Below are 21,137 nucleotides of genomic sequence, written 5' to 3' on the forward strand. Positions count from 1 at the left end.
CGTACTCCTCGGCCTCGATCATGGCGTAGAGCGACCAGCGCACGATGTCGGCGAACTGGTTGTCGCCGTGGCGCACCACCGGTCCCAGCGGCTCCTTCGAGATGATCTCCGGCAGGATGATGTAGTCATCCGGCGTCGGGGCGTTGGCGGCGCGCGTGGCGTAGAGGCCCGAGGCGTCGGTCGTGAACACGTCGCAGCGGCCGGCGAAGAAGGCGGCGCGGACTTCCTCGATCTTCTCGATGACGACCGGCTTGAAGGTCATCTTGTTGGCGCGGAAGTAGTCGGCCAGGTTGAGTTCCGTGGTGGTGCCCGGCTGAACGCAGACGGTGGCGCCGTTCAGTTCCTTGGCGCTCTTCACGCCGAGCTTCTTGTTCACCATGAAGCCCTGGCCGTCATAGTAGTTGACGCCCGTGAAGTCGAAGCCGAGCGCGGTGTCGCGGGTCAGCGTGTAGGTCGTGGTGCGGACCAGGAGATCGACCTCGCCCGACTGGAGCGCGGTGAAGCGCTGCTGGGCCGTGGTCGGCACGAACTTGACCTTGTCGGCATCGCCGAAGATCGCCGCGGCGACGGCGCGGCAGACGTCGACGTCGATGCCGGTCCACTTGCCCTGGCTGTCGGCCGAAGCGAAGCCCGCGACGCCGGTGCTGACGCCGCAAATGAGCTGGCCGCGCGCCTTGATGGCATCGAGATCCTTGCCTGCGTAGGCCGTGCCGGCGGCGCCGACCAGACCGGCGGCGAAGACGCCGGCCATGACTTTCTTGAACATATGTCTTCCCTCGTGGTTTGCCTCTGACGTCCCGTCGGTCGCCTGGTGCGTCCGTTCAGGATCGATGACACAATTCCTAGGCGAACAACTGGACGCGCGCAACGGCGCCGCACATCCGGCCGTGGCCGCTCAGAGGCGGTCGGCGGCCCGCGACGAGAAGGGGTTGGACGACCACGGTTCGGCGCCCTGCAGGCCCTGAAAGCGGTTGTCGCTGCTGCCGCGGCTACGGTCCGAGGCGCGCTTGATCTCCTGCTGCCACTGGCGATAGGAGACGAGCTGTTCGCCGGCCAGCGCGCTGTTGCCGCCGTTCTCGGAGATGTAAGGCTGGGGGTCGACGAACTGGCCGTTCACGATCACCGAGAAGTGAAGGTGTGCGCCGGTCGACCGTCCGGTCGAGCCGACATAGCCGATCAGGTCGCCCTTGCGGACGCGCGTGCCGGGGCCCATCCCGTCGGCGAAGCGCGACATGTGGGCGTACAGCGTCTCGAAACTGTCGGCATGGCTGATCTTCACCGTGCGGCCGTAGTTGAAGTACCAGCCCTGGTGGTTGATGAAGCCGTCGGCCGCCGCATAGATCGGCTCGCCGGTCTTGCCCTCGAAATCGATGCCGTTGTGGAAGCCGCCGCCGCTCTTGCGGCCGTAGTAGCGGCGCGTCCCGAACGGCGAGGACTGGCGTGCCTCCGGCCGCGGATTGGAGAGCGCCGTACCGCCGAGCCGGCGGCCCTGATCGTCGAACCAGCCCTCGGGCTGGTTCTGGGGGGCGAACCACCAGAAGGATTGCCTGGCCGCGCCATCGCCCAGGCTGGCGACGAGGACCCGCGGCGTGCCGTCCATGGTGCGTCCCTGGACGACGTCGATCCGGGCGGCGGCCGGCGCGAAGCCGGAAAGCGCTTGGGTCAGTTCCTTGAGAGCCGCCGGATTGGCACCGGTCGGGGCGAGGCTGGTCGCCAGGGTGGCGCTGCTCGCCTTCACGGTCTTGACCGAATCGGCCACGACGGTGCGGGCGCCCGGGCCGGCATTCGACGGCGCCGAACCGGGAAGGCTGGAGACGCGCTCGTCGTCCTCCTCGGTGGCGCCGGGCGCGAGCTTGAAGCCGAACGAACCGTCGGCGCCGCGGGAGAGATCGACGGCCAGCGACTTGTTCGAATAGAGCTGGAGGGAGACCAGCCGCTTGGGCTGGCCGGCGCCCTGCGGCGCAAGCACGGCGCGGCCGGAACTGGCGGCCTTGACCTCGGGCTGGCTCAACGCCTTGCCGACGGCGTCGGCCGCCGCCTGGGCGTCGTTGGGGTCGACGCGGAGGCTGATGAGCTGCTGGGCGACCGAGCTGTCGGCCCCGATGGAAAAGGACTGGACGTCTTCGCTGGGAACGGGGGCGGGAGCGGACCTGGCGGCGGGCTTCTTGAGCTGGTTCTTGGGTGGGGCCTTCACCTGGGCCATCGCGCCGACGGCGCAAAACATCGAAGAGACTGCAAGGGTCGCTGCCATGAGGCTGCGGACGGTTCGCCAGCTATGGGCGCGTTGGAAACGCGTCATGTTGGACGTCATCGGTCGGCCGCTCCCGTTCCATTGAACGCTACTAATTGACGGTTGGGGCGACTAGCGATCCATCGACCTCCCCCGGTCGATGCCCCCCGCGTGCCCCGCTTGAGGGGCACTTTGGCCACGGAGTATCCACAAGTCCAACAAAAAGTTGCAAAAATGCAACACCCATGAAAAACGCCCAACACCTTGTAATTGCTAGGCTTTCCGCCTCAAGGTGCCTTGCGGTCTTTAAAAGTCACAGGGGGCAACCTTTCCGATTTTGCTGCAGTGCGAAGAATCGGATAGCGCGCAAGCAGGCCGGCGGCCTCGGCCATTTCCTCGACGTCGTTGAACATCGGCACGCCGGCTCGCTCCAGGGTGGCGAACCATTCCGCCCTGCCCGGGAGGGTTCCCATCATGCTGTGCATCAGGGGAACCGGCGCCGTCACCGCCAGCTCTGCCAGTCGGGCGATCACGGGCTGGGCGTCGACCATGAACGGCACGACATGGATCATCAGGACCATGTCGTAGGTTCGTGCCGCGTGGGTCATGGCGGCCTCGAAGGCGAGCCCGAAACGGTCCTCGCGTGCGTCCGCCAGCAGGTCGATCGGGTTGGCCACCGATGCCTCGGCCGGCAGTTGCTGGCGCAGCACGTCGGCCATCGCGTTCGGCAGGGCGGCCAGGTCGAGCCCTTCCAGCGCGGCCCGGTCGGCGCACAGCACGCCGGGCCCGCCGGAGTTGGACAGGATCAGCGCCCGCGGCCCGAGGCCCTGCGGGAAGCGCCCGAATGCCTTGGCGGCGACCAGCAGCCGGCGCAGGCTCTTCACCCGGACGATGCCGCAGGAGGTGCAGAAGGCGTCGATCGCGGCATCGTCGTTGGCGATCGCCCCGGTATGGGCGTGGGCCGCCCGGCCGCCGATTTCGGTGCGACCGCCGAACAGGGCGATCACCGGCTTGCGGGCCACGACCTTCCGCGCGACCTCGCGGAAGCGCTCGTGATCCTCGATCGACTCGACGTAGAGCAGCGCCGCACCGATCTCCGGCCGGTCGCCCAGCCAGCCCAGATAATCCTCGACGCCGAGATGGACGGCATTGCCGACCGACACGACCGAGGTGAGCGGCAGGCCGCGGGCATTGGCCTTGTCGATGACCTCTTCGGCGAGCGCCCCCGACTGCGAGATGAAGGCGAGCCCGTTGGTGGCTCCGGCCGCGGTGCCGGGCGGCAGGTCGCGCAGGAAGGTGGCGGCGAAGCGCCGGGCCGGATCGAGATGCACGATGCCGGCGCAGTTCGGTCCGGCGATCGTCAGTCCACGCTCGGCCGCGAGTTTCAGCAGCGCCTCGTTGCGCGCCATGCCGGCGGGGCCCGCTTCGGCAAAGCCGCCGGGCAGGATCAGCAGGTTGCGGATGCCGCGGTCGGCCGCCTGCCCGACGGCCTCGAGGATCGCGTCGGGGCGGATCACGATCACCCCGAGGTCGACCGCCGGTTCGATGCCGGCGATGGAGGTCACCGATTCGTAACCGAATATCGTTCCGCCCTTGGGATTGACCGGCACGACCCTTCCGCCATAACCGGCCTGACGAAGCATCTGCATGACCGCGCCACCGGAGGAGGTGGCCCGTTCTCCGGCCCCCACGATGGCGATGCTGTCGGGGGCGAAGAACGGCGTGAGGTCGCGGGCGGGTGCTGGCATGTCGCGTTGGTTGCAGCACAGGCGTGAGAGGAGAACAAGATGGCCGATCCGATCGAGATCCTTGTCCAGGGCCGGGCCCACGATCTGGGCGGTGGCTTTGCGGTCCGCCGCGTGCTCCCCAGCGTGAAGCGGCGCATGGTGGGGCCGTTCATTTTCCTCGATCACTTCGGGCCGATGGACGTGCCGCCCGGCGGCGGCATGGAAGTGCGGCCGCATCCGCATATCGGCCTGGCCACGGTCACCTATCTGTTCGACGGCGGCATCTACCATCGCGACAGCCTGGGCTATTCGCAGGCGATCCGGCCGGGCGACGTCAACTGGATGACCGCGGGCAGCGGCATCGTCCACAGCGAGCGGACCGAACCCGAGATGCGGGCGACGGGCTTTCGCATGCACGGCGTCCAGACCTGGGTGGCGCTGCCCAGGACGCACGAGGAGACTGCGCCCGCTTTCGAGCATGTCGAGAAGGCCCGGCTGCCGGCCTGGACGGAAGGTGGCGCCTCGCTGCGTCTGATCGTCGGCACCTATGCCGGCCGCACGGCGCCCACCACCCACTTCTCGCCGATCTTCTATGTCGGCGTGGAGATGGCCGCGGGCGCTGCGCTGGCGATCACCCCCGACCACGAGGAGCGCGCGATATACGTCGCCGAAGGCATGATCGTCGTCGGCGAGAGCCAGTTCGGCGTCGGCGACCTGGCGGTCCTGGCGCCCGGCCAGACCGTCGAGATGCTGGCCGGCCCGGACGGCGCCAAGGCGATGCTGCTGGGCGGCGCCAAGATCGACGGTCCGCGTCACATCTGGTGGAACTTCGTCTCCTCGAGCAAGGAGCGCATCGAGAAGGCCAAGGAAGACTGGCGCGAGAAGCGCTTCGCCATGGTGGCAGGGGACCCCGAGTTCATCCCGCTGCCGGATCGGTAGAAGGAACGGGACCCCAAACGACAGTCCCTGCTGTCATCCCGAGCGCAGAGTCATCCGGGCGAGATCGAATCGAGCCAAGAATTCCCACCCTGACCTCACCCTGAGGAGCGCTCCGAGGGAGCGCGTCTCGAAGGGTGTGCACGAGCACCGCGTGTGTTGTCCATCCTTCGAGACGCGGCCTGCGGCCGCTCCTCGGGATGAGGTGGTGGGTCAATTTGGGACGGACGGGCTCTAGGTCTTTCGCTTCGCTCAAGACGACAATGCCGCCTACTTCTTCTCCACGTTCCAGAAGACCGTGATGGGCGATTCGATGTTGCCCGTCACGCCCTTGCGCCGGGCCATCGGTTGCAGGAACTGGCCGAGCGGCACCGTGACGCCGCCGTCCAGGATGCGCTTCTGCACCTGCTCGGCGATCTCGAACTGCTTCTTCGCGTCGCCTTCGCCCACGAAGGCCAGGCGCAACCGCTCGATCTCCTCGTCGAGCGGCCAGCCGAACTGCGCGCGGTCGCCGCTCGCCTCGGCATAGTGGTTGTTGACCGGGTCGATCAGCAGCACCGCGGCGGCCGCTGTCATGGCGATGTTCCAGCCGCCCTCGGCCACCGGCACCTTCTTGGCCCGCCGGGCGACCAGCGTCTGCCAGTCCATCGACTGCATGTCGACCTTGAAGCCGCCGCGCTCCAGCAGCGTCTTGGCGACCGGCGCGAGATTGGTCAGGACGGCGAGGTCGGTCGACTGCAGCAGCACGATCGGCGTGCCGTCATAGCCGGCCTCCTTGAGGATCTTCTTCGACTCCTCGAAGTGCGATTCGAGGATTCCCTCGGTGCCGGCCGCGTTCTCGAGCGGCGTGCCGCAGCCGAACATGGCCTTGCAGACCTTGTAGTAGCGCGGATCGCCGATGACGGCCTGCAGGAAGTCCTTCTGGTTGAACGCCATCATGGCCGCGCGCCGGTAGCGCACGTCGTTGAAGGGCGGCTGCTTCCAGTTGAAGCGCAGGATGTAGGTCGAGCCCAGCTGGTCGGGAATGACGATCTCGACGTTCCTGTCCTTCTCGATGACCGGCAGGAGGTCGTGCGAGGGCTGCTCGATCATGTCGATCTCGCCCTGCTGCAGGGCGTTGATCGCGGTCTGCGTGTCGGGGATCGAGACCCATTCGACCCGGTCGACCTTGGCCACCTTGCCGCCGGCCAGGCCCGAGGGCGGCTCGGCGCGCGGCTTGTAGTCGGGATTGCGGAGATAGACGACCTTCTCGCCGGGCTTCCATTCGTCCTTCTTGAAGATGAACGGCCCCGAGCCCGTCGTGTCGGAGATCTGCTGGGTGACCGGAGTCTCGGCGATCCGCCTGGGCATGATGAAGGGCGGGATCGAGGACGGTTTGGCCAGCGTCTTCAGCATCATGCCGTAGGGCTTCTTCAGGACGATCTGGAAAGTCCGGTCGTCGAGCGCCTTCATCTCCCGGGTCTGCTTGCCCAGCAGGCCGCCCAGCGTGTCCTTGTCGGTGAAGCGCTTGATCGACGGCAGCACGTCCGCGGTCGTCACCGGCTGGCCGTCATGCCACTTCAGCCCCTCGCGCAGCTTGAAGGTCCAGGTGAGCTGGTCGTCGCTCACCGTCCAGCTCTCGACCATCTGCGGCTGCGGCTCGAGTTTGGCGTCGAGGGCGAAGAGCGTGTCGTAAATGAGATAGCCGTGATTGCGCACGATGTAGGCCGTCGTCCAGACCGGATCGATGATCTTGAGATCCGACTGCATGACGACTTTCAGCGTCTTGCCCGATTGGGCTTGGGCTTGGGCGTGGGCGGACGCCGCAGCGAGCAGCGCGACGGCGGCGAACAGGGCACGACGCAACATGAAGGACTCCCTCAATTGGACGCCGGAGGAGTCCAGCTCGTTTCCTCGTCGAGCGGATAGACGGGCCTCGGCAGCTTGGTCCAGGTGAAATTCGCGAGCACCGGCGAGGTCAGGCCCGGACAATCGACTTCGTAGATCTGCTCCGGCTTGAAGAACTCGTCGAAGCCGCCGCGGAAGTGGCCGCGGCTCTTCACGACCACCGTGCGGGCCTGGGCGATGTCCAGGCCGAACATCTCGAACTGGCGCGGATCCATGCACTGGCAGCGGATGCTGATGACCACGATGAGGATGCCGCCGAGGTCGAGCAGCGCCGAGGGACCCATGTCGGCCGAGACGTTCCTGAGCACGCCGCGGCGGCCGACGAACTGGCCGTCCGACAGCTTCACCACCTTGGCCTCGCAATCGAAGGGCAGCGAGAATTCCTGGTTCTCCTCGGTGTTGAATGACGCGTTGAAGATTGCGCCTTCGCCCAGCGCGTGCGCCTGGGCCGCCAGTGCGGCGTCGTTGAACACGCCGAAATAGACGCCCTGCGCCCGCGCGCCCTTGAGCGCGCGCAACAGATACGTGGTGTTGCCGCGCCCGCCGCCGCCGGGATTGTCGGCGACGTCGGCCAGGATGATGGGCTTGCGGCGCTTGTCGCGGCCGATGGCCGTGGCGAGCTGCACCGCATCGGCGAGCGTCATCATCTCCCGCTTGAAGCGCTCCCGCGTCTTCCAGGCGCGTTGCGCGATGTCGAGCGCCAGGTCGGCCGCCGCCCTGGCGTTGCCGTTGCGCGCCGTGACGACGGCGGTGAGGCCGTTCTTGGGACTGTCGCTGTAGGCGAAGCCCGCCATCACGGAGACGTTGAGGATGTCGCCGCCGACCTTGGTCTGGCCGTACTTGATCAGGTCGGCATAGGGGCCGCGCGCGGTAAGCAGCGCGATCTGCGGCGGCACCAGCGGGATCTTGACCATCTCGACCGCGGTGCGCGTGCCGGCCAGCAGCTCGCGCATGTGCTTCGCGGCCTCGACGCCGCGTTCGTAGATGTCGATGTGCGGGTTCTCGAGATAGCCGACGAAGACGCTGAGATTGTCGGTCATGCGGCGCGAGACGTTGGCGTGCAGGTCGAACACCGAGACGATGGGCACGTCGGGCCCCGCGACGCGGCGCAGCATCTCGAACAGGTCGCCGTCGGGATCGTCGGTGCCTTCGGCCAGCGCCGCGCCATGGCAGGAGACGAAGATCGCGTCGACCGGCAGGACCGATTTCAGGCCGGCCTCGATCTCGGCGAGATAGGCCTTGAAGAACTGCTCCTCGACCGGTCCGCCGGGCTGCGCCAGCGACACGCGCAGCGGCACCGGCGTCCAGGCGCCGGTGCGGTCCATCTCGTCGAAGAAACCCGGCAGGTCGGGCATGGTGATCGACTTGCCCGAGCGCGCCTCGCTCACGATGCGGTTGCCGCGGATGTCGACATCGTGCTCGAAGTCCTCCGCCGTCGTCACCGGCGCGAACCGGTTGCACTCGATGGCGAAGCCGAGCACGGCGATACGCGGATTGTCCTGGGACAAAGAAACCTCCTAGTGCTGTCGCGCGAGGAACGCGTCGACCAGCTCGTTGAATTTAGCGGCCTGCTCGAAATAGGGCGAGTGTCCGGCGTCCTGAATGATCTCGGCTTCGCCGCAGGGCAGGCTTGTCGCTATGGCGCTTGCCAGGAAGGGCGGGAAGACCACGTCCTCAGCCCCGGCGATCAACAGGGTCGGCACGCGGAACGTCTTCAATCCGGCCAGCGTGCGCGTCGCGGTGCGGCGCAGACCGGCGCGCAGCTTCTCCTTGTCGAGCGCGCCCGCCATCTCGTCGATGCTGCGATAGAGGAGATGGAGCGCGGGAAAGCGTTCCGCCGCATGCTCGCCCATCGCGGGATGGATGCCGCGCGCCAGGCCGGCCGCGATGCGGGCTTCGGAGGCGCCGAACCACTTGTCGTAATCCGTGCCGCCGGAAGGATCGCTGCCGCGCCGGTCGAGCGTGCCCGAGGTCGAACTCAGCACGAGGGCCTTCACGCGATCCGGATGGGCCAGCGCATATTCCAGCATCGTCCAGCCGCCCATCGACTGGCCGACGAGGCGCACGTCGGAAAGGCCGAGATGATCGATGAGTGCGGCGAGGTCGCCGGCATAGTCGGCGGGATCGACGCCGTCGGCGACCGGGTCGGAGGGCGCGAAGCCGCGATGGGCGAAGGCGACGCAGGTGTAGCGCGGCGCGAAGTGCGCGACCTGCTGCCACCAGCTCAGGTGATTGCCGCCCAGCCCGTGCGCGAACAGCAGGGCCGGTCCGCTGCCCGAGACCTCGTAGTAGAGATTGCCGAACGGGCGCTTCAGCCGACCGACGGTGCGGGACGGCGCGGCGTAGGAACTCATGCAAAACCTTCCTTCCAGGAAATCGATCGGTCCGCCTGTACAAGGCCGATCCGGAGTCGTCGGCTGCCCCGACGCTAGCTCTCTTCCACCTTCAATTCAGGCTCTTCGGCGCAAATCGCCGCGAGAAAATCGATGAAATGCCGCACGCGGGAGGGCATGCGCCGCCCGGCAGCGGTAACCGCGGCAATCGGCAACGGCGGTGGCGCATACCGGTCCAGGACTCGCAGGACTTCCCCGGAGGCCAGCACATCCGTGAACAGCCAGCTGGCATGATGAGCAATGCCGAGGCCCGCGAGGACCGCGGCCCTGACATGGTCGGCGTCATTTGTCCGGAACGCTCCCCCACCGTCGACCGTAACCTGGCGGCCATCCCGCTCGAACTCCCACCCGATGATATCGCCTTGATGGACATAGCCGATACGCTGGTGCGTGCGCAGCTCATCCAGCGTCTGTGGTGTACCGTGCCGGGCGAGATAGCCGGCCGAGGCCAGCGTTATCATCCGCATGTCGCCGATGTGTCGGGCTATGAGTGCTGAATCCGAGAGCCGCCCAATGCGGACCGCGACGTCTATGCCTTCCTCGATCAGGTCGACATGCCGCGCCGAGACTTCCATTTCGATAACGACGTCGGGAAATCGGTTCCTGAAATCCAACAGCCTCGGAACGACGAACATCCTTCCAAAGGCGGGCGGGAGGGTCACGCGGACCAGTCCTGAAGGCGCCGACTGCCCTTCCAGGACTCTCTCTTCGACGAAGTCGAGGTCCTGAAGAATGCGTACGGTCGCCTCGTAATAATCCTGCCCTGCGGGCGTCACCGCAATGGCTCGGGAATTCCTCGCCAGGAGTTGCGTTCCGAGGCGCGCTTCAAGCGCAGCGAGCTGTTTGCTGACCGTCGGCTGACTGACGTTCAGATCCCGCGCTGCCTGGGAAAAGCTTCCGCTTTCGACGATGCGCACGAACATCCGCATCGCGTCCAACTTATCGACCACTTTCAGTCCGCAGAAAGAACGGGAGAGAGAGGACATGACCACCGATCATGCTGTTGGTCGGCTCAGGCACGATGCGCATGATTCACCCGTTTATTCTTTCCATGAATAGTTTCTATTCAATATATGCCAATTCAATTCTCAATGAGAATACCCATTTTGGTTCGACCGCACTGCTGTGGACCTCGATCAAAAGGAGAAACCATGACGATCAAGATTTACGGTGATGCAGGCTCGGGCAGCCTGCGTCGGGTGACCGCCGCCGCGAAGATCATGAACATCGAACTCGAACGGGTTAACGTCGACCTCTTCAAAGGCGAGAGCCAAACCGATGATTTCAAATCGCGTTTCAATCCCCACGGCCTGACGCCGGTCCTGGAAGAGGGTGACATCATTCTCTGGGAAGCTTCGGCGATAAACCTGTATCTCGCCGACAAGATGAATTCGCCGTTGACCGGGACCACGCGGGAGGAGCGCTTTCAGGTGCTGCAGTGGATGTTCTGGTCGGGTGAGCAATGGCGCACCTTCACCACGACGATCTTCGACGAGCGCGTGGCGAAGACGATCTTGGGCATGCCGAAGGACGAGGCGGTCATCAAGTTTGCCGAGGGTAAGATTCGTGCTGCAGCGAAGGTCCTCGACCAGCACCTTGAAGGCCGCAAGTTCATGGTCGGCAATGGGCTGACCTTTGCCGATATCGATATCGCGGCTCCCTTCTCCCAAGTCGATCGTGCACGCTTCCCGTTCGAGGAGTATCCGAACCTGATCGCGTGGCACGACAATCTTCTCCAGTCGTTCCCGGCGTGGGCGGCGACGAAGGCCGAGGTCGACAAGCGTATGGAAAGCTTCCTGGAGAGCGTCGGCGTTAACCTGTAGCGAGCGTTGGATCGCCTCGCGCTCTCCGGACTCTCCTAGAAGAGGATCACCCTGGAGCCCACGATGCCGAGCGGCCAGCGTCCCGCGGCGAACAGACGAAACTTGCTTTCGAAGGGCGAGCCTTCCTCGCTGGCGAGCCGCGCGACGGCCAGTTGATAGACCGCCTGCGACGCCGCACCGGCCGCGACATGGATCGAGGCGCGGGCCGCGTCGCCCATGCGCCCGGCCGCGGTGGCCGCCTTGCCATGCACCAGCTCGCCGGCCTCGGTGGTGAGTTCGGTGAGCGCCGTCCATAGCGCGTGCTTCGGGTATTTCGATTCGGCGCGCGCCAGCAGAGCGCGTCTCAACGCTTCCTCGCGGTCCCACCAGACCGGCGACCAGTCCGGCGCCTTCAGGAGCCTCTCGGCTTCGGGCCAGTCGTGCGCGAGGTCGGTGCTGCATTCGGCCAGCCCGAGTGCCGTGGCATAGGCCCCGGCATCGGCACGATCCCCGTCGGTCATCGGCTCGCCGAGGGCTGCAAACCACGAGGCCGCGCGGACCTCCGCCTTCACCCGGTCGAGAATTGTGCGCGGCAGGACGACGATCTGCGTCACGCCGCCTGCCGTACCTCCGGCAGGGTGAGGCCGTACTTGGCGGTGACCTCGGTGGCGCGGGTCATGAAGTCGGCGCGCATCTCGTCGTTGGTGCGCTGCTTGATGTTCCACTTGCGGAAGATCTCGTTGTTGCGCGACTTCGAGCCGCCGAAGAAGGACGGAAGATAAGGGAAGTATTCGTCGATCGCGGCCTGCAGCGAGGCCTTGCCTTCCGGCGTCTTGATCAGCTCGGCGGTGAAATCCTCGCCGAACTGCGCGTGGAACCGCTCCTCCGGCATGGTGGCGCGCGCGAGGTTGCGCAGCGGATGGAAGGTGCAGTGGAGCAGGTCCTCGACCTGCAGGATCTCGGCCAGGTCGGCCAGCAGCTTGATGGCGACGAACTCCTGCCAGTTCTTCAGCGGAAACTCGAAGATCGACAGCGGGCGCTTGCCGGTGCCCGGCACCATGCGCTCCTCGTCGATGCCCATCTGCACGCCGAGCTGCTTGAAGCGCACATGATGGCCGTATTCCTCCATGGCGACCCTGCAGGTCAGCCACTTGGCGTAGGGCGTCGGCGCATAGGCGATGGCGGGTTCGTCGAACACCTGGGCGCCGTAGAGTTCGTTGATGGCATGGCTGATCACGAGCTTGGCCACGGCCTCGCGATACTCCTCGGGCGCGTCCTTCAGTTCCTCGACGGTCTTGACGATGATGGTCTCGGTCATGGTCGCTCTCCTCAGACGAGAGGTTCGGTGTTGAACGCTTCGAGATCGGTCGTGAGATCGGTGAACTGGCCGCCGAGCTTGCCGACGAGGTCCTGTGCCAGTGAGCCCGGCGCACCGGCTTCGAGGCGTGCGACCGGCCGCGGCTGGCCGAACAGGAAGACCTCGCGGCCGCGCACGCCCAGCAGCTGGCCGGTGATGGGCTTGCCGGCCGGCGAGCAGAGCGCCGTCACGAGATTGGCGACATGGTGCGCGCCAATCTTGAGAGCACGCTCCTTGTAGGTCTTCTGCGCTTCGTTGGCGGGCTGGATGATGTCGGTGACGCGGGTGCGCGCGAACGGCGCGACGGCATTGGCGGTGATCTGCGCCCGCGCGAGGTCCATCGCCGTGACACGCGTGAGACCGAACAGCCCGGCCTTGGCGCTGGCATAGGCCGCCTGGCCGAGATTGCCGTAGAGCCCGGCCGAGGAGACCATGTTGACGATGCGGCCCCAGTCGTAGCCATCCTTGCCGCCACGGCCCGCCTTGCCCTGGTCGCGCATGACGCCCGAGGCGGCGTTGATCAGGTAGAAGGCCGAGGAGAGGTTGGTGCGGATCACCGCGTCCCAGTCGGCGGGATCGGCGCGGAAGACGAAGGCGTCGCGCAGGATGGCGGCGTTGTTCACGACGATATCGATGCCGCCGAACGTCTTCACCGCGAGATCGACGAGCTGTTTGCCGACGCCGGGCGACGCGACGCTTTCCGTGAAGGCCAGCGCATTCTTGGCGCCGGCCTTGTCGTTCATCTCCTGCGCCGCGGTGCGCGCCACTTCCGGATCGCCGCCGTCGCCCGAGATCGAGGCGCCGTTGTCGGCCACGACGACCTTGGCGCCCTCGGCCACCAGCTGCTCCGCGATGGCGCGTCCGATGCCGCGGCCGGCGCCGGTGACGATCGCCACCCGTCCCTGCAGAAGACCGCTCATTGTTCCGCTCCCGTCTTTTTGCCTGCGTTTGCCATTTCCGCCGCCGTGTAGAAGGCGTCGGCATGGATATCGACGCGCCGCATGCCGCGCTGTTCCAGCAGCAGGGTCGCAGCCTCGACCATCACCGGCGGGCCCGCGAGATAGGCCTTGCAGCCATCGACCTCGTCGAAGTCCTGCGCCACGGCCTCGTGCACCAGCCCCTGCCGCCGGCCCGAATCGCCGCCTTCGCTCAGCACCGGAATGAAGTGCAGGTTCGTGTGCTTCTCGGCCAGCGCCGCGAAATGATCGTGGAGGTAGAGGTCGCACTCACTGCGGACGCCGAAATAAAAGTAGATGTGCTGCGGCAGTGCCTTCTGCAGCGCGCGCTCGACTATGGACTTGATCGGCGCCATGCCCGAGCCGCCGGCCACCGCGATGATCGGGCCGCGATGGCTCTCGCGCAGATAGGAGGGGCCGAACGGACCCTCGACCCGCACGCTGTCGCCGACCTTCAACTTCTCCGCGACATGGGCGCTGGTGGCGCCGCCCGCGGTGCGGCGGATGTGGAATTCGAGGATCGGGTCGCCGGGCACGTTGGCCATCGAATAGTCGCGCGGCGGGCAGCCGTCGAAGGTCACGGAGGCGAACTGGCCGGCGGAGAAATCGAAGGGGCCGCCGGAGACGATCTCGAGCCGCACGCGCTTGATGTCGTGCGTGGCGTCGTCGAGGGACACGACCCTGCAGGAGAGAAGGCGGCGCGGATGGACGATCAGATCGTCCTCCTCCAGCCAGGCGACTTCGCTCTCGTCCCACGGCACGGCGCGGCAGGCGAGGATCAGGCCGCGCGACTTCTCCTCGTCGGACAGGGCGAACTCGGAATAGCCTTCCATCGTCACCTCGCCCTTCACGAGATGCGACTTGCAGGCGCCGCAGTTCCCGGACTGGCAGCCGAACGGATAGGAGATGCCGGCGTCGAGCGCGGCCTCCAGGATGGTGGCGCCGGTCGGCACGTCGATCGTGCGGCCGGCGGAGGCGATGCGAACCTTGAAGCTCATCGTGTGCGGCGGCGAATTTGTTTGCTCCCCAAACAATCTGCGTCTACCACTCCCGCGATGGGCCGTCCACCCGCCAAGCCCCTGTCCCCCTCGGCGCGATCCCCTTCGCTCGATCGCGGCCTGCTGCCGTCGCTGATGGGGTATGCGCTGCGCCGAACCCAGTCCGCCGTCTTCGCCGACTTCGCCGCCACCTTTGCGAAAGCCGGCGAGGCGCTGACGCCGGGCGAGTTCGGCCTGCTGGTGCTGGTCGACCGCAACGAGGGGCTGAGCCAGATCGCATTGGCCCGGGCGCTGGGCATCGATCGATCGACCCTGGTGCCGATCCTCGACCGGCTGCAGGCGCGCGATCTCCTGGTGCGTCGACCGTCGCCGACCGACGGGCGCACCCACGCGCTGGCGCTGACGCCGGCCGGCGAGGTGGCGCTGGCCCGGTTCTGCAAACTGGTGCGCGCGCATGAGAAGCGGATTGCCGCGGGCCTTTCGACCGCCGAAACGCGCACGCTGATCGAGCTGCTGGGAAAGGTGCGGGCGGCCGCCCGTCCGCTATAGTCCGCGCGCCATGAGCTCAGCCCATCCAGACTTCCAGAATTTCCCCAAGGATCTCGTCCACGATTCGGAGATGCTCGAGATCCTGCGGGCCAACCCGCCCGAGGCCTTGAAGACGCTGAACGGCGAACTGCTCGATATCGATTCGACGCGCGGCTATGCGCGGTTCCGCTTCGAGATCGTGCCGGCCTTCTGCCATTCGCAGGGACGCATCTGCCAGGGCGGGTTCCTCACCGGCATGGTCGACACCGCCATGGCCAATGCCGCCATCGTCAAGGGCAAGCTCGGCGTCGCCGTGCCGACGCTCGAACTCAAGATCAGCTTCTTCGAGGCGATGGGGCCGGGCATCGTCTATGCCGAGGGCCGCGTGATGCGCTGGGGCGGCTCGGTCGGCTTCCTCGACGGCGACCTCAAGGACGAGAAGGGCCGCCTGATCGTCCACTCGACCTCGACGATCAAGATCGTGCGCCCGAAGGTGAAGGCTTAGGTTTCATTGGAGCGCGCAACTCCAGTTGCGCTCATGTACTGCTGATCGACGAAGCTTGAGCGCCACTGGAGTGGCGCGCTCCCAGCTATGAGAAACGCGCGTTCCAGTGTTCGGCGATCTGGCGGCGTGTCGCGAACCAGGCGCCGCCTTTCCGCTTCATGTGCGACACGATGCGGTCGAGCGCGGCGATGCGGCCGGGGCGGCCGATCATGCGCAGGTGCAGGCCGATCGACATCATCTTCGGAAAGCGTTCGCCCTCGGCCCACAGCGTGTCGAAGGCGTCGGTCGTGTAGTCGGCGAAGTCGCGCGCCGACACGAAGCGGTGGAAGCCCTGGTGATAGTGCATGTCGTTGGTGTCGAAGCTGTAGGGCAGCACCAGGTGGCGCCTGCCCGAGACTTCGACATGGAACGGGAGATCGTCGGAATAGTCATCGCTGTCGTAGAGGAAGCCGCCTTCCTCGACCAGCAGGCGGCGCGTGTTGGGCGACGGCGTCGAACGCGTGTGCCAGCCGACGGGCCGCGTGCCGGCTATCTCGGTCAGCGCCTTGACGGTGCGGGCGATGATCTCGCGTTCCTTCGCCTCTTCCATGTGGGCGTGCTTCTCCCAGCGCCAGCCATGGCAGGAGATTTCATGGCCGCGCGCCACCGCGTCGTGGATCAGCCACGGCGACAGTTCGGCGGCGAGGCCGCAGGTGCTCACCGTGGCCGGAACGCCCAGCCGCTCCAGCGAATCCGCGATGCGCCACCAGGCGGCCTTGGTGCCGTACTCGAAGTGCGATTCCATGCACCGGTCGGGGACGCCCACGACCTCGTCGGTGACCTCGTAGACCTTCTCGTTGTGGGCGTCGCCCGCCGACAACGACATCTCCGCGCCTTCCTCGAAATTGATCACGAAGGAGACGGCGACCCGCGCGCCGCCGGGCCATTGCGGGTCGGGCGGCGTGCGGCCATAGCCCTTGAGGTCGCGCATCGCTGTCACGATTCGCGATGGCCGATGATGTCGGCCAGGGGACCGGCGAGGCCCTTCGAGTCCTTGGCGGCGGGACGACGATAGGTGCCCTGGGTGGCCTTGCGCGGATTGAGCCGCACCAGCCCCTCGGCCATCGTCACCGCGGCCTGGATGCCGTCGACCAGCGGCACCGGCACGCGGTCGCGGATCGTGTTGGCGAGGCCTGCGAGCGGCGCGCCAGCCAGGATCACGACGTCGGCGCCGTCGTTCTTCACCGTGGCCAGCGCGAGGTCGATCAGCACCTGTTCCTTCTCGTGCTGCACGTCGTCGATCGAGCGGAAGCCCTCGTCCGGCGTGCGGATGGCGGCGCAGCGGCCGGACATGCCGTGCCACTCGACGATCTCGGCGAACCAGGGTTCGAGGGCCTTGGCGAAGCTCACGATCGCGAATTTGCGTCCGAGGGTGCAGGCGACCAGCATCGCGGCTTCCGCCATGCCGACCACCGGGAAGTCGAACAGTTCGCGCGCGCCGCCGAGGCCGGGATCGCCGAAGGCCGCGACGATGGCGGCATCGAAGGTGCCGCGTCGCTCGGCCAGCATTTCGAGCATCATGGCGCTGCCGATCGCGGCTTCGGCGCGCGTGGCGATGTAGGGCACGCCGCGCGGCGCGGTCATGGGCTGCAGTTCGGTGCCGGGACTGGCGACCATCCGGCCGGCGGTGACGAGCCGGTCGGTCACGCCGGTCGAGGTGTTGGGATTGGCGACGAGGATCTTCATGGCAGGACCTTAGCCGATGGGGGCACGACCGGCGCGCTGCCACAGCCGGTCGGCGACCGATTGGGCCCGGGTGACGATTTCCGCACCGTCCACGTTCACCGGCTGGCCACCCGCCAGGACGACGCGGCCGCCGACGATAACCGTATCGACGTCGCGACCCGAGGCGCTGTGGACCAGCACGCCATAGCCGTCGATCAGCGGGGCGAGCGACGGCGAGCGGTTGTCGAGCATGACGATGTCGGCGCGCTTGCCGATCTCCAGCGAGCCGATCTCGCTGCCCATCCCGAGGGCGGCCGCACCTTCGCGGGTCCCCCAGTCGAGCACGGTGCGGGCGTCGAGCACGTTGCCCTGGCGATCGATGCGCTGCATGGCGATCGACCAGCGCATTGCCTCGATCAGGTCGCCGGAGAAAGTGTCGGTGCACAGCGCGATGCGCGCACCCGCGTCGCGCAGTTCGACGATCGGCGCGATGCGGCCGCCCTTGGCATTGCCGATCGGCGCGTGCGCCACCGTGATGCCGGCCTTGCCGCACAGTTCGATGTCGGCGCGCTCCATGTGGATGCAGTGGGCGGCGATCAGCCGCTCGTTCAGCAGGCCGAGCTTGTCGAGCAGGCGAGCCGGGGTCATCCCGCTGCGGGCCTGCACGGCCTCGACCTCGATCGGCAGTTGCGCGAGGTGGGTGTGCAGGTTGCCGCCGTGAGCCTCGGCCAGCCGGCCGACCTCGCGCAGCAGGTCGTCGGAGCAGGTGTCCGGCGCGTGCGGGGCCCAGTCGCAGCGGATGCGGCCACCATCGTGGCCGTTCCAGCGCTCGATCAGTTCGGCATTCTCGCGCAGGCTGGCTTGGCCAACTTCCGTCCTGTGCTCGTAGCGGCCGACCGCCAGGGCCGCCGGGTCGGCATCGTGCACGCGCCCGGCGATCACGGCACGCAAGCCGAGTTCGGCCGCGGCGCGGGCGCACGACGACGGATACCGATAATAGTCGACCACGGTGGTGCAGCCGGCGCGAAGCAGCTCGTACATGCCGAGGCTCGACAGCGCGTAGGCGTCGTCGGCGTCGAGCCAGTGGCCTTGTGGGATGCCCGGCGTGTACATCGGCGCGAAGCCGATATCCTCGATCATGCCGCGCGTGATCATCAGCGGCGTATGGTTGTGCACGTTGACGAGGCCCGGCATCACCAGCCGGCCCTTGCCGTCGACATGCGTCGTTGCCGACCAGCGTGCCTCGAGCGTCGCCGCCGGGCCGATGTCGACGATCCTGCCGTCGCTCACCGCCAGGGCGCCATTGCGCAGGACGCGGCCCTGCTCGTCGAGGGTCAGAACGAGATCGCCGCCGACAAGCAGGTCGCAGGGTTTCGGATCGGTATCGACCACCTAGAAATCCGCCAGCTTGCGCAAGCCCACGAGACGGTCGCCGATCACGAGGGCCACGATGGCCAGCAGCACGAGGCCGGCCGAGATGGCGGCGATGGTCGGATCGGGCCGCTCTTCCACGTACTGCAGCATCTGGATGGGCAGCGTCTTGGTCCAGGCGTCGGTGAAGAACATCGAGATCGGGTAATTGTCCATCGAGGCCAGGAACGCGAACATGCCCGAGGTCAGGAAGGCCGGGGCGAGCGACGGTACCAGCACCCGCATGAGCGCCGCCGGATAGGAGCAGCCCAGGGTGCGGGCGGCGTCGATCAGCGAGAAGTCGAACAGCGAGAGGGCGCCGACCACCGTACGCACGATGTAGGGGAGCGTGATGACCACGTGCGCGACCAGCAGGCTGGCATAGACGTCGCGCAGCCCCATCGCCTTGAAGCCCTGCAGCATGGCGATGCCGATCACCAGGCCCGGCAGCATCAGCGGCGACACGAGGAAGGTCGAGACCGTCTCGCGGCCGGGAAAGCGGCCGCGTACGAGGGCGATGGCGCACAGGGTGCCCAGCACCATGGCGACGGCGGTGGAGACGGCCGCGATCTGCAGCGAGACCACGAGCGCGGGCAGCAGGCCGCGCATGCCGGCCAGGCGTTCGTACCAGCGCAGCGACCAGTCGGGCGGCGGCAGGGTGAAGACCGTCGAGGAGCCGAACGACACGGCGATGGTGACGATCAGCGGGGTCATCAGGAAGACGACGGTGAAGCCCGCGATGGCCCAGACGACATACTGCGAGACGCGCTCGATCGCCGTCATGCCTGGTTGCCTCCGATGCGGCGCGCCACCCAGGTCGAGCCCACGACGATCGACACGGCCAGCACCAGCAGGATGACGGCGGTGGTCGAGCCGAGTTGCTCGTTGCGCATCAGCAGGAAGGAGCGGCCGGTCAGGGTGGCCAGGGTCTGGAAGCGGTCGCCGATCAGCAGCGAGGGGATGACGAACATCGACACGCTCATCGAGAAGACGAAGGCGACGCCCGACACGATGCCGGGCAGGGTGAGCGGCAGGGTGACGTGCGTGAAGCGGTAGAGCGGCGTGGCGCCCAGCGTCGCGCCGGCCTCGCTGAGGCGCGGATCGATCAGCTTCACCACGGAATAGATCGGCAGGATCATGAAGGGCAGGAAGATGTTGGCGGCGCCCAGCACCAGCCCGGTCTCGGTGAAGAGCAGCCGCTGCGGCTCGTCCCAGAGTCCGAGCCCGACCAGGGTCTGCGAGACGATGCCGTCGCGGCGCAGCACGATCTGCCAGGCGAAGGCCTTGACGACGGCGCCGACCGAGAGCGGCAGGATGATCGAGACCAGCATCACGATCTGCAGCACGGCGCCGGCCCGCGCCAGCGCGAAGGCGGCGGGATAGCCGATCGCGAAGCAGACGACCGTCACCCAGGCGGCGACCCGGAGCGTGTTGCCGACGACCCGCCAGTTGAAGGGATCGCTCAGGAAGGAAACGTAGGGCTGGAGCGTCAGTCCACCCGGTCCGGTCAGGCTCTTCATGAAGAGCCAGAGGAGAGGGAATGCGTAGACGACGAGCAGGTAGATGACCGCCGGCGCCGCCAGCAGGGCGACGGGATCCCGCCACGGCGAGGGCGCGCTCTTCACCGTCATGACGCCGGGTAGATCAGCGTGTCGGCGACGGCCCAGCCCAAACGCATCTCGCTGCCGGGCGCCGGCAAGCCATCGGAGAGATCCGCCGTTTCAACCATGAGATGGTCGCCGTCCTTCGCCTCGAAATGAAGCTGGACCTTCGAGCCCTGAAACACCGCGTCGCGCAGGCGCGCCACCAGCGCGTAGTCGCCGGGCGGGTTCACCTTGATGCGCTCGGGCCGCACCGCGAGTACGACCGAAGCGCCGACCACGAAGCTGCCGGGCGCGCGCAGCGGGCCGTAAGCCGTATCGACGATGACGTGATCGTAATCCTGGCCCACGACCGTGCCGGTGAGGCGCGAGGAGAGGCCCACGAACTCGAGCACGAAGGCGGTCGCGGGCGAGCGGTAGATCGCGGCCGGCACGGCAAGCTGCTCGATGGCGCCCCTGTTCATCACCGCGATGCGGTCGGACATGGTGAGGGCCTCGTCCTGGTCGTGCGTCACGAACACGGCGGTGATGCCCAGTTCGCGCAGCAGCCGGCGCAGCTCGATCTGCATGTTCTCGCGCAGCTTGCGGTCGAGGGCGGAGAAGGGCTCGTCGAGCAGCAGAAGCTTGGGCTTCACCGCCAGCGCGCGCGCCACCGCGACCCGCTGCTGCTGGCCGCCCGACAAAGCGCGCACCGACCGGTCCGCGAAGTCGGTGAGATGAACCAGCGACAGGAAGCGCCGCACCGTCGGAGCGATCTCAGCCGTGGGATGTCTCCGTGCCTTGAGGCCGAAGGCGATGTTCTCGGCGACCGTCAGGTGGGGAAAGAGCGCGTAGTTCTGAAAGACGACGCCGACGTCGCGCCGGTGCGGGGGCCGCGATCCGATCTCCTCACCGTCGAGCCGGATGGCGCCGCGGTCGGCCGCCAGCAGGCCGGCAACGATGCGCAGCAGGGTGGTCTTGCCGCAGCCCGAGGGGCCCAGCAGCGAGATGAACTCGCCGGTGGCGACCTGAAGGTCGACGCCGCCCAGCACGGTCACGCCGCCGAAGGACTTCTCCGCGCCGGCGACATCGAGGAACGAATCGGAAGTCACGATGCAGTCTCC

The 21,137-nt window shown here is 67.1% G+C and carries 21 protein-coding genes; 4 read left to right on the forward strand and 17 right to left on the reverse strand.

The features are described from left to right. From EPO41_RS15060 to EPO41_RS15070, 3 genes are all read right to left on the reverse strand, one after another. Nucleotides 1-766 (reverse strand): amino acid ABC transporter substrate-binding protein (locus tag EPO41_RS15060; protein WP_296326533.1); only part of this gene is annotated, 766 nt, incomplete at its 3' end. Between the two features lie 129 nt (nt 767-895). After that, nucleotides 896-2,299 carry a M23 family metallopeptidase gene (locus EPO41_RS15065; RefSeq protein WP_296326535.1) on the reverse strand — a complete coding sequence of 468 codons (1,404 nt, stop codon included), beginning with the start codon at nt 2,297-2,299 and terminating at the stop codon, nt 896-898. Nucleotides 2,300-2,517: 218 nt separating this feature from the next. Continuing rightward, nucleotides 2,518-3,978 (reverse strand): CoA-binding protein, encoded by a 1,461-nt coding sequence (locus EPO41_RS15070; RefSeq protein WP_296326537.1) that lies wholly within the window; start codon nt 3,976-3,978, stop codon nt 2,518-2,520. 39 nt (nt 3,979-4,017) lie between these two features. Here EPO41_RS15070 and EPO41_RS15075 point away from each other — a divergent pair, with 39 nt between their 5' ends. Next, nucleotides 4,018-4,896 (forward strand): pirin family protein, encoded by an 879-nt coding sequence (locus EPO41_RS15075; protein ID WP_296326539.1) that lies wholly within the window; start codon nt 4,018-4,020, stop codon nt 4,894-4,896. Nucleotides 4,897-5,163: 267 nt separating this feature from the next. Here the strand turns inward: EPO41_RS15075 and EPO41_RS15080 are convergent, their stop codons facing one another. From EPO41_RS15080 to EPO41_RS15095, 4 genes are all read right to left on the reverse strand, one after another. Beyond that, nucleotides 5,164-6,741, reverse strand: a complete 1,578-nt coding sequence (locus tag EPO41_RS15080; protein ID WP_296326540.1) for an ABC transporter substrate-binding protein — start codon at nt 6,739-6,741, stop codon at nt 5,164-5,166. 11 nt (nt 6,742-6,752) lie between these two features. Further along, nucleotides 6,753-8,288: a M81 family metallopeptidase gene (locus EPO41_RS15085; RefSeq protein ID WP_296326542.1), complete on the reverse strand. Its 1,536-nt coding sequence runs from the start codon at nt 8,286-8,288 to the stop codon at nt 6,753-6,755. A gap of 9 nt (nt 8,289-8,297) precedes the next feature. After that, on the reverse strand, nt 8,298-9,134 hold the full coding sequence (locus EPO41_RS15090) for an alpha/beta hydrolase (RefSeq protein WP_296326545.1): 837 nt from the start codon (nt 9,132-9,134) through the stop codon (nt 8,298-8,300). A gap of 74 nt (nt 9,135-9,208) precedes the next feature. Next, on the reverse strand, nt 9,209-10,102 hold the full coding sequence (locus EPO41_RS15095; RefSeq protein WP_296326546.1) for a LysR family transcriptional regulator: 894 nt from the start codon (nt 10,100-10,102) through the stop codon (nt 9,209-9,211). Nucleotides 10,103-10,324: 222 nt separating this feature from the next. Between EPO41_RS15095 and EPO41_RS15100 the strand changes: the two genes are divergently transcribed. After that, nucleotides 10,325-10,996, forward strand: a complete 672-nt coding sequence (locus tag EPO41_RS15100; RefSeq protein WP_296326548.1) for a glutathione S-transferase family protein — start codon at nt 10,325-10,327, stop codon at nt 10,994-10,996. Nucleotides 10,997-11,031: 35 nt separating this feature from the next. Here EPO41_RS15100 and EPO41_RS15105 read toward each other — a convergent pair whose 3' ends face one another. Genes EPO41_RS15105 through EPO41_RS15120 form a run of 4 tightly spaced genes read right to left on the reverse strand, consistent with a single transcriptional unit; the run spans nt 11,032 to nt 14,286 of the window. Beyond that, on the reverse strand, nt 11,032-11,589 hold the full coding sequence (locus EPO41_RS15105; RefSeq protein WP_296326551.1) for a hypothetical protein: 558 nt from the start codon (nt 11,587-11,589) through the stop codon (nt 11,032-11,034). Beyond that, the gene (locus EPO41_RS15110; protein WP_296326553.1) at nt 11,586-12,293 is read right to left on the reverse strand and encodes a Phenylacetic acid catabolic protein; all 708 of its coding nucleotides are present in this window, start codon (nt 12,291-12,293) and stop codon (nt 11,586-11,588) included. The genes EPO41_RS15105 and EPO41_RS15110 overlap by 4 nt, the downstream gene beginning before the upstream one ends. An 11-nt stretch (nt 12,294-12,304) precedes the next feature. Beyond that, the gene (locus EPO41_RS15115; RefSeq protein ID WP_296326555.1) at nt 12,305-13,252 is read right to left on the reverse strand and encodes an SDR family NAD(P)-dependent oxidoreductase; all 948 of its coding nucleotides are present in this window, start codon (nt 13,250-13,252) and stop codon (nt 12,305-12,307) included. After that, nucleotides 13,249-14,286: a 2Fe-2S iron-sulfur cluster-binding protein gene (locus tag EPO41_RS15120; protein ID WP_296326557.1), complete on the reverse strand. Its 1,038-nt coding sequence runs from the start codon at nt 14,284-14,286 to the stop codon at nt 13,249-13,251. Before EPO41_RS15120 ends, EPO41_RS15115 begins: the two co-directional genes overlap by 4 nt. A gap of 57 nt (nt 14,287-14,343) precedes the next feature. Between EPO41_RS15120 and EPO41_RS15125 the strand changes: the two genes are divergently transcribed. Both EPO41_RS15125 and EPO41_RS15130 read left to right on the forward strand, forming a co-directional pair. Continuing rightward, on the forward strand, nt 14,344-14,835 hold the full coding sequence (locus EPO41_RS15125; protein ID WP_296326559.1) for a MarR family transcriptional regulator: 492 nt from the start codon (nt 14,344-14,346) through the stop codon (nt 14,833-14,835). A gap of 10 nt (nt 14,836-14,845) precedes the next feature. Continuing rightward, complete coding sequence (locus EPO41_RS15130; protein ID WP_296326561.1) at nt 14,846-15,319, forward strand: PaaI family thioesterase; 474 nt, start codon at nt 14,846-14,848, stop codon at nt 15,317-15,319. An 85-nt stretch (nt 15,320-15,404) separates the two neighbouring features. On the opposite strand, the gene EPO41_RS15135 is transcribed toward EPO41_RS15130, so the two are convergent. From EPO41_RS15135 to EPO41_RS15160, 6 genes are read right to left on the reverse strand one after another with little or no spacing between them, the layout of a single operon-like run. Beyond that, the gene (locus EPO41_RS15135) at nt 15,405-16,289 is read right to left on the reverse strand and encodes a polysaccharide deacetylase family protein (protein WP_296326563.1); all 885 of its coding nucleotides are present in this window, start codon (nt 16,287-16,289) and stop codon (nt 15,405-15,407) included. Between the two features lie 5 nt (nt 16,290-16,294). Continuing rightward, on the reverse strand, nt 16,295-17,044 hold the full coding sequence (locus tag EPO41_RS15140) for an aspartate/glutamate racemase family protein (RefSeq protein ID WP_296326565.1): 750 nt from the start codon (nt 17,042-17,044) through the stop codon (nt 16,295-16,297). Between the two features lie 9 nt (nt 17,045-17,053). Continuing rightward, nucleotides 17,054-18,415, reverse strand: a complete 1,362-nt coding sequence (locus EPO41_RS15145; RefSeq protein WP_296326567.1) for an amidohydrolase family protein — start codon at nt 18,413-18,415, stop codon at nt 17,054-17,056. Beyond that, entirely contained in the window at nt 18,416-19,216 is an 801-nt protein-coding gene (locus EPO41_RS15150; RefSeq protein WP_296326569.1) for an ABC transporter permease, read from the reverse strand. It lies immediately after the preceding gene. Beyond that, nucleotides 19,213-20,064, reverse strand: a complete 852-nt coding sequence (locus EPO41_RS15155; RefSeq protein WP_296326571.1) for an ABC transporter permease — start codon at nt 20,062-20,064, stop codon at nt 19,213-19,215. The genes EPO41_RS15150 and EPO41_RS15155 overlap by 4 nt, the downstream gene beginning before the upstream one ends. Then, nucleotides 20,061-21,125, reverse strand: a complete 1,065-nt coding sequence (locus tag EPO41_RS15160) for an ABC transporter ATP-binding protein (RefSeq protein WP_296326573.1) — start codon at nt 21,123-21,125, stop codon at nt 20,061-20,063. The genes EPO41_RS15155 and EPO41_RS15160 overlap by 4 nt, the downstream gene beginning before the upstream one ends. Nucleotides 21,126-21,137 lie beyond the last annotated feature (12 nt).

The organism is Reyranella sp., assembly GCF_004297265.1.
Taxonomy (GTDB): domain Bacteria; phylum Pseudomonadota; class Alphaproteobacteria; order Reyranellales; family Reyranellaceae; genus Reyranella.

What these genes read in the sequence shown, in the direction of transcription:
- EPO41_RS15065 (WP_296326535.1), bottom strand. Translation starts at nt 2,299, where the DNA reads ATGACGCGTTTCCAACGCGCCCATAGCTGGCGAACCGTCCGCAGCCTC.
- EPO41_RS15070 (WP_296326537.1), bottom strand. Translation starts at nt 3,978, where the DNA reads ATGCCAGCACCCGCCCGCGACCTCACGCCGTTCTTCGCCCCCGACAGC.
- EPO41_RS15075 (WP_296326539.1), top strand. Translation starts at nt 4,018, where the DNA reads ATGGCCGATCCGATCGAGATCCTTGTCCAGGGCCGGGCCCACGATCTG.
- EPO41_RS15080 (WP_296326540.1), bottom strand. Translation starts at nt 6,741, where the DNA reads ATGTTGCGTCGTGCCCTGTTCGCCGCCGTCGCGCTGCTCGCTGCGGCG.
- EPO41_RS15090 (WP_296326545.1), bottom strand. Translation starts at nt 9,134, where the DNA reads ATGAGTTCCTACGCCGCGCCGTCCCGCACCGTCGGTCGGCTGAAGCGC.
- EPO41_RS15095 (WP_296326546.1), bottom strand. Translation starts at nt 10,102, where the DNA reads ATGCGGATGTTCGTGCGCATCGTCGAAAGCGGAAGCTTTTCCCAGGCA.
- EPO41_RS15100 (WP_296326548.1), top strand. Translation starts at nt 10,325, where the DNA reads ATGACGATCAAGATTTACGGTGATGCAGGCTCGGGCAGCCTGCGTCGG.
- EPO41_RS15110 (WP_296326553.1), bottom strand. Translation starts at nt 12,293, where the DNA reads ATGACCGAGACCATCATCGTCAAGACCGTCGAGGAACTGAAGGACGCG.
- EPO41_RS15115 (WP_296326555.1), bottom strand. Translation starts at nt 13,252, where the DNA reads ATGAGCGGTCTTCTGCAGGGACGGGTGGCGATCGTCACCGGCGCCGGC.
- EPO41_RS15120 (WP_296326557.1), bottom strand. Translation starts at nt 14,286, where the DNA reads ATGAGCTTCAAGGTTCGCATCGCCTCCGCCGGCCGCACGATCGACGTG.
- EPO41_RS15125 (WP_296326559.1), top strand. Translation starts at nt 14,344, where the DNA reads ATGGGCCGTCCACCCGCCAAGCCCCTGTCCCCCTCGGCGCGATCCCCT.
- EPO41_RS15130 (WP_296326561.1), top strand. Translation starts at nt 14,846, where the DNA reads ATGAGCTCAGCCCATCCAGACTTCCAGAATTTCCCCAAGGATCTCGTC.
- EPO41_RS15135 (WP_296326563.1), bottom strand. Translation starts at nt 16,289, where the DNA reads ATGCGCGACCTCAAGGGCTATGGCCGCACGCCGCCCGACCCGCAATGG.
- EPO41_RS15140 (WP_296326565.1), bottom strand. Translation starts at nt 17,044, where the DNA reads ATGAAGATCCTCGTCGCCAATCCCAACACCTCGACCGGCGTGACCGAC.
- EPO41_RS15150 (WP_296326569.1), bottom strand. Translation starts at nt 19,216, where the DNA reads ATGACGGCGATCGAGCGCGTCTCGCAGTATGTCGTCTGGGCCATCGCG.
- EPO41_RS15155 (WP_296326571.1), bottom strand. Translation starts at nt 20,064, where the DNA reads ATGACGGTGAAGAGCGCGCCCTCGCCGTGGCGGGATCCCGTCGCCCTG.